Source organism: Flavobacterium sp. TR2 (genome assembly GCF_025252405.1).
Classification (GTDB): Bacteria; Bacteroidota; Bacteroidia; order Flavobacteriales; family Flavobacteriaceae; genus Flavobacterium.
This window is the reverse complement of sequence record NZ_CP104307.1, coordinates 2,302,854-2,317,087: the sequence shown is the minus strand read 5'-3', so window position 1 is coordinate 2,317,087 and position 14,234 is coordinate 2,302,854. Positions and strand designations below refer to the sequence as shown.

General features: G+C 32.2%; 12 protein-coding genes. 11 read left to right on the top strand and 1 reads right to left on the bottom strand.

Going from position 1 to position 14,234, the window contains the following annotated elements:
* Window positions 1-438 precede the first annotated feature (438 nt).
* A complete protein-coding gene (locus N4T20_RS10415) occupies window positions 439-1,104 on the bottom strand; it encodes a S24 family peptidase (protein ID WP_260672936.1) in 666 nt (221 codons plus the stop codon).
* A 300-nt stretch (window positions 1,105-1,404) separates the two neighbouring features.
* On the opposite strand from N4T20_RS10415, the gene N4T20_RS10410 reads away from it, so the two are divergent.
* The 11 genes from N4T20_RS10410 to N4T20_RS10355 all read left to right on the top strand — a co-directional run bounded on the left by N4T20_RS10410 (window position 1,405) and on the right by N4T20_RS10355 (window position 13,721).
* On the top strand, window positions 1,405-1,542 hold the full coding sequence (locus tag N4T20_RS10410; protein WP_260672935.1) for a hypothetical protein: 138 nt from the start codon (window positions 1,405-1,407) through the stop codon (window positions 1,540-1,542).
* On the top strand, window positions 1,535-1,813 hold the full coding sequence (locus N4T20_RS10405) for a hypothetical protein (protein ID WP_260672934.1): 279 nt from the start codon (window positions 1,535-1,537) through the stop codon (window positions 1,811-1,813). Before N4T20_RS10410 ends, N4T20_RS10405 begins: the two co-directional genes overlap by 8 nt.
* Window positions 1,814-1,840: 27 nt before the next feature.
* Window positions 1,841-2,557 (top strand): DUF3164 family protein, encoded by a 717-nt coding sequence (locus N4T20_RS10400; protein WP_260672933.1) that lies wholly within the window; start codon window positions 1,841-1,843, stop codon window positions 2,555-2,557.
* 268 nt (window positions 2,558-2,825) lie between these two features.
* A complete protein-coding gene (locus N4T20_RS10395; protein ID WP_260672932.1) occupies window positions 2,826-3,062 on the top strand; it encodes a hypothetical protein in 237 nt (78 codons plus the stop codon).
* 736 nt (window positions 3,063-3,798) lie between these two features.
* The gene (locus N4T20_RS10390; RefSeq protein ID WP_260672931.1) at window positions 3,799-4,092 is read left to right on the top strand and encodes a hypothetical protein; all 294 of its coding nucleotides are present in this window, start codon (window positions 3,799-3,801) and stop codon (window positions 4,090-4,092) included.
* Between the two features lie 1,291 nt (window positions 4,093-5,383).
* Window positions 5,384-5,671 (top strand): methyl-accepting chemotaxis protein, encoded by a 288-nt coding sequence (locus tag N4T20_RS10380; RefSeq protein ID WP_083219804.1) that lies wholly within the window; start codon window positions 5,384-5,386, stop codon window positions 5,669-5,671.
* Complete coding sequence (locus N4T20_RS10375; RefSeq protein WP_260672929.1) at window positions 5,668-6,120, top strand: CHAP domain-containing protein; 453 nt, start codon at window positions 5,668-5,670, stop codon at window positions 6,118-6,120. The genes N4T20_RS10380 and N4T20_RS10375 overlap by 4 nt, the downstream gene beginning before the upstream one ends.
* A gap of 28 nt (window positions 6,121-6,148) precedes the next feature.
* The gene (locus N4T20_RS10370; RefSeq protein ID WP_260672928.1) at window positions 6,149-6,640 is read left to right on the top strand and encodes a hypothetical protein; all 492 of its coding nucleotides are present in this window, start codon (window positions 6,149-6,151) and stop codon (window positions 6,638-6,640) included.
* Window positions 6,641-6,713: 73 nt separating this feature from the next.
* A complete protein-coding gene (locus N4T20_RS10365) occupies window positions 6,714-8,780 on the top strand; it encodes a hypothetical protein (protein WP_260672927.1) in 2,067 nt (688 codons plus the stop codon).
* Window positions 8,781-8,811: 31 nt separating this feature from the next.
* Window positions 8,812-12,495 (top strand): hypothetical protein, encoded by a 3,684-nt coding sequence (locus tag N4T20_RS10360; protein ID WP_260672926.1) that lies wholly within the window; start codon window positions 8,812-8,814, stop codon window positions 12,493-12,495.
* 92 nt (window positions 12,496-12,587) lie between these two features.
* Window positions 12,588-13,721 (top strand): hypothetical protein, encoded by a 1,134-nt coding sequence (locus N4T20_RS10355; RefSeq protein WP_260672925.1) that lies wholly within the window; start codon window positions 12,588-12,590, stop codon window positions 13,719-13,721.
* Window positions 13,722-14,234: the final 513 nt, after the last annotated feature.

The following is a 14,234-nucleotide window of genomic DNA, read 5'->3' as shown; positions in this document are numbered from 1 at the left end:
TTTCAATAAATCTCTTTTTTAACGCTTAAATAAAACGAAATATTCAGTAAATACTACATTTCGATAAGTTATTGTCATTTTGACTTTTAATATAAATTTTATGATTATAATGCCAATTTAAACGAATTTTGAAATAGTTTTTAGCAATTTTACGTTTTATTTTTTGCAAAAAAAGTTCAAAAACTGGCAAATTAGGACAAAATATTTTTTACAAAACCCAGTGAGGTCAAATATTTATAAAATCAAGATAGGACAAATAAAAAAAGTCCATAGAAATGACAAATTAAAAATGTCGCTCCTACGGAGCTTTATGCTGTAGGCATTTACCCTTTGCTATAAACATTTCGCTTCTCCGAAGCTGAAAAAATTAGTTTTACTACATTTAATATTAAAACATTTTGCTTCCCTAAAACTTGCAAAAAACATTCTTACCGATCCTTACATCATTGTATTGATTCGAATACTAGCTTTTATAAGCGCTAAAGCTGATATTTTTGAAATATGAATATCTTTTGGCTGATGATGCGAATTTTGGCTAACCAATTTCACATACTCTGCACCCTGCTCAGATTTCTGGACATACTTTACTGTAATATATTCTTCCCACTCATTTAGCTTTACACTTAAGAGATACATTTCGCCAAAAAAGATATTTTCAAATTCAGTTTCTTTATACAAGACAATGTCCCCAGATTTCAATAACGGATACATACTATCTCCCGTGACCGAGATTGCGCCATCGCATTTAGGGAGATTCGGAATTTTTATGGTATCCAAAACTCTTTGCGGCTCACCGCTGTTAAACAATTCCCTTAATCCAGCAACGGCTTCGAGATCATACAATGGTATTTCCTGATTCATATGGATAGAATCTACTGTTCTTCTATCTGTATTCATAATCATCACACTTGTATTATCTTCCTTAATCATAGGGCCGTTACCCGTCAAAAGCCACTCCGAATTGATTTCCGGATAATGATGTAAAATTTTACACGCTTTATCGGTACCCATATTGCTACTATTATCTAAAAATTTATTAGAAAAGCCCAAATCATTGCAAAACTTATACTTAGTAATCCCTTTGTAATCAAGGTACTCTCTCATCCTATCAGTTGACCCCATAAAAAATCGTATTTTTTTACGTTAAAAATTTGTTTTGATGTATAATTTTACATTATATTTGCAAAGTAAAGAAAAATAAAGTTTAAAAACAACAGAAATTTTAACAAATTCATGCAGCAGACAAATTATAGATCAGCAAGAAACTATATACAAATAAATAATTATCAAACACTTACACACATAAAAACACTCAAAACAAAAACAACTTACATACTACGCCAAATAGGAATAAAACTACGAATACCATGTAATATTAATCACGAAACCTAAATAACTAGCCTAATGAAGACCTATCAAATCAAAGAAAAAATTCAGGAATTAGAAGAATGGCTCATTAAAAATACAAGCAGTCCTGAAAGAAACTTAATAACCTCTGATATCAAAAAATTAAAAACCTTATTAAATAAAGATCATGAATAAAAATCAAATCGAAGTGCGCATTGCGCAATTGTATCTGGCTCTTCAATATTGTTCTGAAAGAACCAAAACATTTACAGCCGGAGAAAGAATCTGCATTAACCAGGAACGTTTTCAATGGATGCATATTTTGAATGACGAGACCGCTTCTCCCCGTCCCGTTTCTCAAAACATTGAAAACAAATTAAAAGAGGTCTCCAAACTTGCTTTACAGCACAATTTTAAGCCTTATTACGGCGATCCTTTTAAAGATGAAATCGTATTGTACAACTAATTATCACAACATTAAAAACAAACCATTATGAACACTTCTTTAACAAACACAATCAACGCCCCTATGGATTTATCTCAATTTTCTGCTCAGGAATTAAAAGATGCTTTGAACCGAATTGAAAATAAAAAGAATGAAGAAAGAGATGCTTACAAAAAACTAGTTGCAGAAACCATTCCTAAAGCGCTTTCAAGACTGCACGAAACATCGGAAATGATGAGAAATGCCAAAACTGAAACTTTTCAATTATTTGAGACCATTTTGGATTTAAAAAATCAGGTTTATGGTTTTAAAGAGAAACAAATGTCGCATACTTTCTCTAACGATAAGGAAGAAATAACGATTGGATACCGCATAAATGAGGGTTGGGACGATACGGTAACTATTGGCATTGAAAAAGTTCAAAATTATATTTCGTCACTTTCTACGAGTAAAGAGACAGCATCATTGGTAAAAATTGTTTTTAACCTTCTAAAAAAAGATGCCAAAGGAAATTTAAAAGGCTCGAGAGTTCTTGAACTTCAAAAACTAACAAAAGAGTTTAACAATGAAGAATTTACGGATGGTGTCGAAATTATCGCTTCTTCTTTTAAGCCTGTGCGTTCGAGTTGGTTTATAGAAGCTAGCAGAATTGACGACAATGGGGTAAGAACCAATATCCCGCTATCTATGTCATCTGTAGATTTTTTACAAGGATATGCTTTTAACTTTTTTAACCAGCAAAACAATCAGAACCATGCAGCCTAATAATGATATTTACGCATCGATCCTATTATCCTTATTGCTAATAGCGACCAATTTAAAACCGATTTTGATGTTCCGAGAATGGCTGAGCTTCAAGATAAGCACCACTTTCAAACAGTATCAAAACGAGCGCAAAAAGAGAACTACAAATAGATCTTAAAATACCACAAGAAAAATTACACGCCATCTTAAAAACACTTATTCTTAGCAGGGTAAACAACAGCGTTAAGCACATTAATTCATTTATTTTAAAACATTTAATCATTTTACTATGCCTATATCTAATCAAAGAAGCCTTGGAATTCAGAAAAATAAATTACTTAGATATAAACTTATAAAAGAACTTTATCAAAAGCACAAAACTGAAGACATTCCAACTACGGTAGTTTGGCGTAAATACATTTATCCTATTTACCCAATCTCAAGAACGACATTATACGAAATTCTCTGTACTCCCATAACCATTGAATTGAAAAAAATTGAAGAGTTGAGCCAAAAAACGGCTTAACAACAACTCCCGACATACTGACAATTAGACTTCCAATAAAAGCATTTGCTTTACTGTACAAATCTGTAAAAACTTCGAACACGAATGTTCAAACACCTTGCACGCTTTTTTATTAAGCATTTAAAGTTTACATCTTTGCCTTTCACAATTAAATTCACATTGTTTTTGTGATAAAAGCGGCATCAAATCGGTAAACGATTTAAAATCAAAATCTTAAAAAATACGTTCTCTAAAATCCTCACAAAGAAAAAAAGCCTGTAGCAATCTATTTTTTACAGGCTTTTTCTTCTAATCCAACTTAACATTTTACAGTTTATAAAATACCCAAGAGAATGTAAAACTATTGCCAGAAATTTGAAAATTGGCGATCTAAACCATTTTACAGGTTTTATACTTTTTCCATAAAAGCTCCGATTTGATTTTCCTCTGCGCACTTCTTTATTTTCTGCCAATTAAAAAAGGGAAAACTCAAAATCATTTTCTTTTTAGCAAATAAAACACTGACTACAAACAAAATACAAATACCTCAAAAAAGTTTTGCTCCTGTTTTGATGTTCGAAATAATTTTTGGAAAAACTCTATTAATCTTAAAACTAAATCGAAATGACTATTTCACAAATAATTGAAAAAATACAGGAATTGGAATCCTGGCTCGTTAAGAATCCGAACAGTGCGGAAAGAAGTCTTATCGAGTATGATTTAAAAAAATTAAAAACCATTTTACAATTACGAAAAAATGAATAATTACCAAATTAAAGAGCGTATTGCACAGCTTTACATAGCGCTTCAGTTTTGCTCAGAAAAAATAAAAACATTTACGGCTGGAGAACGCATCTGCATCAATCAGGAACGTTTTCAATGGATGCATATTTTAGAAAATGCCGATGCCGAGCCAAGACCAGTTTCAGAAGCTCTGGAGAATAAAATAAAAGATGTCACCAGACTTGTTGCAAAATATGATTTTAAGCCTTATTACGAAGATCCTTTTATAGAAGAAGATGAATTTAGCGCTGTAGGGGAAAGAAAATAGGACGCAATCTAAGTTTAAAAAACCCACATAAACACTACCAAAAACAACCCAAAAACTATAAATCAATGCAACCAAACAATGACATTTACGCTTCTTTACTTTTAGGAGCCTTACTAATTGCCACAAACTTAAAACACATCCTAACTTTTCGCGAATGGATTAATTTCAAGATCACTTCTACTTTTAAACAATACCTAGATGAGCGCAAAAAAAAGACTCATCACAGATACTAAAATCTGTTTTCCTTCTTAAAAAAACAAGTATTTTAAAAATAACTATAGGAATTAAAATACTTGTTTTTTAAATATAAGCCTTCAATAACTGCCAAGTCCAAATCTATCCTAAAATATATCTTTTTTTTAGCTTTTTAAAATAAAAAAGGTTCCTGTTTTTCTCAAAAGATTAAGAAAACAGGAACCGAAAAAGCGGGCGCTTACTGCCCTTATCAAATAACTCAAAACCATTCTTTTTCCCGAGATGTTCCAGCATTTTTAAAATACTGGAGCAGGATTGTTGCGCGGACTCTGCAGACTTAAACAATTAAGTTCTTATGACAGAATGGCTTCAGGACGAAGCTCCGGAACATTTCGGCATTAGAAGAAAGAGCTGCCATTGATATATTAGGATCAAATGGTTTTGGCTATCTGTGATGTCACTTATATTATTCATTTATGCCTTGAAGGCAATACTACTTTAATCTAAAAACAATTCATTTAATCTTTTTTTTACTCTCATTATGGCAATATCGAACAACAGAAGTCTTGGAATCCAAAAAAATAAACTTTTACGCTACAAGCTTATCAAGGAATTGTATCAAAAACATAAAACCGAAGATATTCCGACTACTGTAGTGTGGCGCAAATACATCTATCCAGTCTACCCGATTTCGCGTACTACATTGTACGAGATTCTTTGTACTCCGATTACTTCCGAGCTCAAAAAAATTGATGAACTAATGCAAAATCAGAACAAAACTTTATAAACAGTTAAGCTTATTTGACAACTGCTATTGCGTCTGAATTGCTCTGCAAAGATGTGTCTTTTTTTGCATTAAAAACAGCTGCTGTTCGTTGACTGAACAACTCTGTAAAGCGCCAGAATACAAGTGTTTAAAGACCTTTCATTCGTTTTTTTTACTGTTTTTTTAGGGCAATCTTTGTACCCACAAAAAGAAACAACTGCAGCAGATTAATACAGAAATTTAAGGCCTTATTTCTTCCAAATAACATTACTCAAAAGCTGTTTCTCTCAGAACAAAATTCAATCCTAACGCATATTTTTTAAACACTAAATGGAACAGTTTCTATACCCCACTCTTACCGCATTTTTTGCCGCATTTATTACTTGGTTTTTCTCGATGAGGAAATCATTGGCTGAGGACAGAGCAGCCGAACTTGATAATGCCGTGAGCGCCGTAAAATATTACCGCGACTTACTTGATGACCTTACTGCACGACTGACCTCTGCAACCGAAACCATCAAAAAAATGGAAATACAGCATAAAGAACTGATGCTGATAAATCAGCAATTAGTCGATGAACTACAAAAATTTAAACAACTAAACGGAAAACAGCAATGACATTAGCCCAAAAAACCTTAGAAAATGCAATTGCTCAGGTTGGCGTTGAAGAAATGCCGCGAAACAGCAATTCTGGTCCTGAAGTCGAGATTTATTTGAGAAGTGTCGGACTCTCAAAGGGATATCCGTGGTGCATGGCTTTTGTGTACTGGTGTACTCAAAAGGCGGCATTACAATTAGGTGTCAAAAATCCTTTGAAGAAAACAGGCGGCGTACTGGACCAATACAATTCGAGCAAAGCCTTGGTAAAAAAAGAACCTCAGCCAGGCGATGTTTTTATCATCGATTTTAAAAATGGAACTGGTCATACCGGAATTGTCGATAAAGTCGCTGGATCACTTATCTACACCATTGAAGGAAATACAAACGATATGGGGGGCCGCGAAGGCTATAAAGTGGCTAGAAGAAAAAGAGAGATTAAAAGCATTAAAGGCTTTTTAAGACTCTAAAAATCAGCAAAAAATCAAATTATAACTTATGATACTTAATTTAAAACGTCTTGTTTTTTTGTTTTTTTTAGCCTTAGTTCTGGTTTCGTGCAAAAGCCCGAAACCGGTTCTAAGTGAAGAAAAAGCAAAAACGATCACTATCAAAGAAACGGTACACGATACTGTTTTTAAAATTCAGAAAGACAGCAGCTCTTATAAAGCTTTGCTGGAATGCCAAAACGGGAAAGTAGTTGTTAAGAATGTTACTCAGGCCGAACCAGGGCGTACATTAAAAAGCCCAAAGGTTCGTCTTGAGAACAACAAACTCAACGTAGACTGCGAACTCAAAGAGCAGGAACTCTACGCCCGCTGGAAATCACAACAGGTAAAAGAAACCGAAGTAAAAACCATCAACACCACAAAATTTGTAAACTATTTGACTTTTTGGCAAAAAGTGCAGATTTGGCTGGGGAGGATTTTTCTTTTGATGGTGGTTTACTATGCAGTCAAACCAATTGCAAGATTCTATAGGCTATTCTAGAATTAGATAAACAATTTTAAAAATAATTCATTCTAAAATTTTCAAATGGGTTTTAGAGTATAAAAATAAACATATGTCAAAAATATATTTTTTTACAAAAGAAAGTTCAATAGAAACAGATCAATTAGCAGAATTGGCTTTTGGACAGCAACCCGACGTAGGAACTGTTGAAAAATACAATTTAGATAATAATTTTTCAGTATCTGAGGATGCTCCAGCCTATGCCATTACAAAATCCTTAGTACTGGCAATGCCAAATACCAATCCTTCATTATTAAACATCGCATTGCTGCCATTGAATACTTATGTGAGTGGCTTTCCTGTAAAAATGTTTATTTACAGAGGAATTAAAAAATTATCATTAGTTGATGCGCTTCAAAACATTCCAGAATCTGATGGAACATGGGATTCAAACAATATTCTTAAAGTCATAAAAGAAGTACAAGATAAATTAAATGCAAAAAATGGCACTGATTTAATTGCTAAGCCAGATTGCTTAGGTCTCAACTTTTCAGAACTTCCAGATACTACTTTTATCGAAAAAATATTTTTTGATGACACAGACAGCTTCCATCCATTGATTGTTGAAGCAGGATGCCAAATTGGAAAATTTGCCGGAGGATCTACCCTTGCAGGAATTGAAGTAATACTTGATATGATTGGTTACGAGCCAACATTAAAACTATTAAAGGCTTCAAACCATACTCTTGAAATTAATAAGTTGGTTATTGGCGAAAACTTAACCGAAGTTGAAAAACTAAAACTAAAATTCAACAATAGATTTAAGAAAGAAGAAATCTTAAACTATGTTGATATTACAGCATTTTATGGTGCCACAAAAAATCAGGGATTAAGAATAAAAGGTGCCGATAGCGGTGATAACTTCTTAAAGAAGTTTTACAATAAAAATACGGTTTATATTGATATCAGAGATGATTGGGGTTTTTCATACAATCACTTCTTTAAGTTCAAAGACGAACTAAGAGTTGGTTTTTACTCAGCAGATAGTGCTGTCAAGGATCCTGTATATACTGATATGAATTATTATACTGATTGGCCAATTCTTAAAATTACTAATCAGACTTATAATAATAGCAAAAAGTGGTTTCATATCAAAATTCCTATTGGAATTGGCAGCCCTGAAAATGCAAACTTTTTATCTTCTTATGTTGGAAAAATCTCAACTGAGAAAGATACTACGCAAAAAAAACATTTCATAATTGCTGATGGTAACGGCAGTAATTCGATTCAGCTTGAAGACTCTGAAGCTATTAAATTAAAGAATTGGAAATATGATGATCAAAAATTAGGATCAAACTATTTTCTTCTAAAAAAATCGACGAAGGGTAATGGTAACGATCAACAAAATATATCATCAATATGGAATAATTTTTTCTCTCTTAAAATGAACAACATTTTTGGATTTACTGATTTAGTTGATGGCGACTTTAGAGTTTACACTTATTCTTCTATTAACTCCCCTATTATCATTGATTCCGCAAAAGGAGAAGCATATTTACCAACTTCTGGTATCGCAATTGATAAAAACCACGTTACCTTTTTTGCTTATAAAGATGAAGTTGTATACAAAAATTCAGAAAGGAAAAGTGATAATCCTATCGCTATAATTGGTAAAGGTAAATTTAATTTAGATTTTGAAACCAGCGATTATGACTACGAAAATGCTGAAAATCCACACATTGGCTTCTTAAATCAAATTGTAAAAACCTCTAAAATCAGAAATTTTGAATTAAGTAAATTTTCAATTCCTGATAATGAAAATATTACCGATACTATTAAATTTCTTACTTACTCAAAATTAGAAGATTCCATTGAAACCGATGCCATTTTTGAAACTTTTGAGTCTATTACCTTCACTCACAATGAATATGACGTATTAAAGACGCTTCAGAATAATGAGACAGGTGAATTTACAAAACATCCATTATACATAAAGTGTAAAGAACATACATCAGAGGAATACAACAAATTCGTATTGGAAAATTACACATTAACTATTGGAATTCCAACAATAAAAAATAACGAAAAAGATCCTAATTTGAGTTTCGTTGACATTAATGATTCTGTTAATGATATCGTTTACAATAGCTTACCAATTAGTTTTACAAGTATAAATTAAGAACAATCATTTTTACAAATTATATCAAATTATGTCCGTATATATAACCAAAAATGCCATTAATAATATTCCATTACCAGAAAAAGTTATAAATGGTGATGAGAGTGGCGGTCAGCTTACAAGTCAGCTCTTAAGCAGCAACAAACAATTAAAGAGAATTGCGAGTAATAATGTTCCTAATTGTTCTCTTAAAATTGGAATGGAAAATGAAGCCGTTGGATTAATAAAAGTTGCTTTAAATTTTATTGATGAACAAAATGGCTTTTATCCCCAATATAATATTACTCCATTAAACACTTACTCGTATAAGTTCGATGAAAACTTAAAAGAGGCAATTGAAGCCTTTCAAATTTGGTCGGAAATAAAAGTAACAAGGGAAATTGATACCGAAACATTACTAAAAATAGATAGTAAATTCTCAGGAAAAGAACTTTTTGATGCTGCCAAAAAAAAATATATTGGAGAAGCCTCAGATATTGAATTTAGCATCCAACAAGAAAAATCTTTAATAAATAATAAATACAGTTACTCGATTTCTTTAGTCGGATATCAGAAGAATTTTAAAATTGAAACCTCTAAACCACTCAATGTAAAAAAAATAAAAAATAAACAAGCAGGTAATTCAGACAAACTTGATTTTGTAGTCGACGAGAAGACTAAACAAGAAATAATAGAAAACAACCCAGAAGTAAAAAAGTTTGTGAATGAATCTGAAATAAACAATCCTTATTTTTCTGTCAACCCTGAAAATACTAAGATTGTATATGCTAAGTTAAATATTCCTATAACAGATTATGATTTAGAAGAAACAAATACCCCTCCAAACTTATTTAATGACGAAGATGCTAAATTACACAAAATAGAATTTGGCGACACGCCTTCAAAAATAGTCTTAGAAAATTACTATGGTGAAGAAGAATATCTCATCAGAAACCCATACAATAACGACGTAATTTTTTCTTTACCCAAAAGAACGCCATTTCCTGCTTCAAAGAGAAGCGAAGATGCGCGCTTTCAGTTTTATCTTAATTTATTATACTATTATAATTCAGAACAGCAAGGAACAAATCTTAAGGAATGGGGGCTTAAGAAAGCTGATGCTTATGAGAGATATTCCATTGATCATCTGGATAATGTAAATATTTTTGAAAATAAATTTGACAGTCAGAATCCGGATACCGGTTTACCAAACTACTATCGTTTTCTAAAAAAAATGGAAGCTCAAAATGCCGATAGTAAAATTAAATTTGATGATTTAGGAAATACAACATCATTTGAAACAGTTGTAAATAAAAATATTAGAATACCTTCGAGAAAATTTGCGGACTCAATGTACTATTTTCTAAATTTCAGACACAATGAAATGTTAGTACCTACTGAAGTTCCTCCTGTTAATCCAGATGACGAACCAACTTCTATAATGGATTATATTACAGATGCTGCTTTAGATGCAATCGTTGAGATTGTAACTGATGTAATCGATATAGCAGAAGAGGTAAAGGCAGATGCTATTGCATTATATAAAGAAGCTGCAGATTTTTTTAATAAAGTGTACAATTTTGCCATTGATTTTTTAACGCAATATTGGCCCAGAGGTGCGGGAGGAAAAGTTGCTCTTGGTGCAAGTGTCACTTGGGGAATACCAATTGAGACTGAAGGAAAAATTGAAAAAAGTCTTTGGCGAAAAATGTCAACAAATAAGGAGTTGACTATTATGTACAAAAAAGAATCAACATTAGGGATTGGAACTAGTACAGCTGCCGGCTTAAACTGTAAAATTGGTGGATATTCTGGACATGGAAGAGCTAATAAAAAGGGTTTAGGAATTGATGTCGGAGCTTCAGCTAGTGCAAGTTTAAAAACTATCGTATCAACAGAATATGAATTTCCGATAAGAAAAGATGAAACCGCTCTATTAACTATGATTATAACTGTCTTTGGCGGTTCTATTGTAAGTGATCTTTCAGATATATTAAATTATTTAGATATCATTAATCTTGATTCAAGGCAATATATAACCAAATTAGAAGTAAAATTAGAGGGTAACACCAAAGGTAAAATTTGCGCTAAAATTGGAGGACCTGGTAAAAAAGGGCTTAGTATGCCAAATGGAAACGCGGATAGCGTTGCTGAACAAGATAGAAATAATAATCATGGATCGGTCGATAATATTTTCAGTAAACTACCTGGCTTTAGTTCTGAACTTGAGTTAACCGGATGCGTAGCTTTTGAATATAAAGTTAAATATGGAACCAATCCTCATACAAGTGACCATGCTACCAGAGTGTTTGAAGTTATAGAAATTGACAGAAAGCTGTCTATTCAAACAAAGCTTACAACCGAATTAGTAGGAAGCTTTTTCCAAAAGCTTTTTGTAAATTCAACTCCAGTTGGGGCGATTGCAAATACCATTTTTGATTTGTTAACATTTGATATGGGAGCCATGCTGGGAGTTCATTATAAATTAGAAAGAAAAACAGACCCTAATTCAATAAAAGACTCTGATTTTAAGTTTAATGTGTTTGATCAAGCAGCCTTAAATTCTGTAAGTGGACGTTCATTAAAGTACACTCCCAACGGAAATGTGAGCAAAGAGGTTTCATTCTATTTCGGTACATTTAGTGGAGATGCTGGTTCTCTTTGCGAGCCGGGCACTGAGGTAAAATACAACATTGATCCAGGTGTTTTACACGATATGTGGTATAATAGATCGAATTATGTCTATTCTTTTGACAATGTTTTTAAATTGTTTAAAAGTATCGAATATCATAAAAAGGTAGGCTTTTTTAATTATGATCCTGCTCAAAAAAAGAAAATAGTAAAAAAGACAATAAATGATAACGCATTAACCAGTCAGGTAATCGATGCTCACAGGTCAGGTGATCAATCCAATACAGAAATAAGCTTAACTACAGCAATTTTGGATGCTTCGTTGAAGAATATAAGCTCAAAAAACTTTTTTGTGTCTGGTGGCTTAGCTCTTGATATAAAAATGGAAATTAAGTTTGATAATTTAAAAAATATAATTGAGTTTTATTTTCGAAAATTATATTTAAAATATGTACTTAACCCAGGTAACAAAACTAAATATAAATTCATAGAAGATGGAATCGACAAACAAAAAGATCTGATAGATGCTGCGCTAAAAGCTATTCCTGAGTTTAAAGAAAAAATAGGAGGAAAAGAGTATTATGAACTTTTGTATAGTAATGAAGAAGTAACTCCTGAAAGCGGAATCAAAGGCCTTTTGGGCTACATTACAGATGAAATTCCAAGTGGTGCGACCGCAAATTATAAGGGAGCTGCAGTAGAATTTGTAAAAGGGCTTATGCTTAACATTTCCTATCTAAATGGTATAATTCCTGAAAACAAGAAAGATCTTGATAAAATGAATGATGACTATGGGATAACTAAAATTATACATGCTTTTACATTTATTCCGGCACTAGCAGGACTTGAAGTAACGCTTGAAGCCAAAGCAGGGCTAGGATTTGGAGGATCGGCTAAAGCAGGTGAAGGTCTTACTGTGGGTGTAGCGCTAGATGCATTAGCAGAAGTAAATTATCAAGGCGCTCTCTTTGAAAACGGTAAACTAACAGATGTGGGAGATGGTCTACTTAGTGCTGTTTTTAAAAAAATAGAGGGTATCTTAGGTTTGCCTAATACCAACAAGCAGATAGGTGCTAAAACAGTCTTTAGGGTTTTGGAAAAATAAGAGGGTAAGAATTGAAAAAAAACCTTTGAACTATAAGCTAAAATGACTAAAATTAATGCTATATTTCGATACCAAAATTAAATCATTGATCTATGAGAATTCTTTTCACCTTTTTATTCTTTGTTTTATCATTTGCAATTAATCTAAATGCCCAAAATAATGGAAAGTATATCGGTTTGTGGATGGAAAAGTCAAGCATCTATAGTGGAAAGAACTTAAATGATTCAGTAAAAACAGTTTATTTCAAGCTTAATAAACCTAAACAAAGCTTATCTGATTCAGACAAAGATTATTTCATACTATATAATGATATTCGAAATTTTATTTATTTGAATATCGACAATTATGGAAGGATTAAATCTGAACTAGGGCAAGGAGGTTTAACTGGAGATGCTTACTTATCCAATATTGATTATAAAAAAACTAATGATTACATATATGATGATAAAGACTGGATTGCAAAAAGTAATTACAAAACGACATTAAAGCAATATTTTCCAGTATCTAATAATAATTTACTCCTAAAATTAAATCGTTCTGAAGTCGAAAAAAAAACAATAAAAATTGGAGGCAAAATATGGCATCAGTTTAGTAAGTATGTTTATGTTTATACATTCGATGAATTTGGAAAAGTAAAAGAGGAACAAGAATTTCTAATACATCGAACTGGGGAATTAATAATAGATACCATTCAAAAAAAAGAAGATTTATTTAGTCGCAAAATCTTTACTTATAATGCAAAAGGGCAAGTCGCAAATCAAAAAATTATCGCTGGTACGTATGCAAAGCAAAAAGGCAGATCTTATTCAGATCTGGGCACGGAGATTTCTTTTTGTAATGATTTACAATTAAAATATTTCTATGATCAATCTGGACGCATTATACAGGTCGTAATGTATGGTTGCGGTGAAGTTGCTGCTAAAGAAGAATATACTTATCATCCAACCAAAGATTACGTAGAAAAGGTTAAATGTTTCGTTACTGGACCTGGAGAAATTTCCAATCCTACCAAAAAATTTATAAAAACTTACAATGAAGAAGGTGATATTATAAAAAAAGAGTTTGTTCCTGACAATCCAGAACAAAACCTCAAGGTAAAAACTCGTTACTATACCTACCAATACGACAGCCACAACAACTGGATAAAATGCAATATGTTCCTTGAAGGAACACCAGATGGAGAACCAACTTTGGTTGCTGAAAGAAAAATCGAATATTACAATTAGTCTTTTACAAAATACTATCCCAATACTGCGCTTTATTTTAAGCGCAGTAAAAGATAGTTTTCATTTACTTAAAGCACAGACATCTTTTCTGATGCCATCTTTCCGCAAGCGCATTAAATTCTTATTTCAATAGAGATTCATAGCTCTACCTTTCAAAAAGGCTCCATTCGAGCATGCAATCTCAATTTATAAATATTGAGAAATATCCCTTTTCTTTTCATTCAAAGACTAGCTTTTTCATCTTGAAAAAGCATAGCTGTCCACTTTCTGTACAACTCTGTTAAGTACTACAATACAAGTGTTCAACAGCTTTGCAGTTGTTTTTTAAAGCCCTTTTTTTTCTAAATCTTTGCAATGTCAAAAAGAAACAAACATCTGATTAAAAGCAATATGCATCAAAAAAACTACTTCATTATTAAGTAGTAAAACAAAATCAAAAATACTTTTCAAAACCCTTCCTGTCCTCTCTTTCAAGAAAGGAATACAGAATACTTATGCCTTTTTCAAAAGATA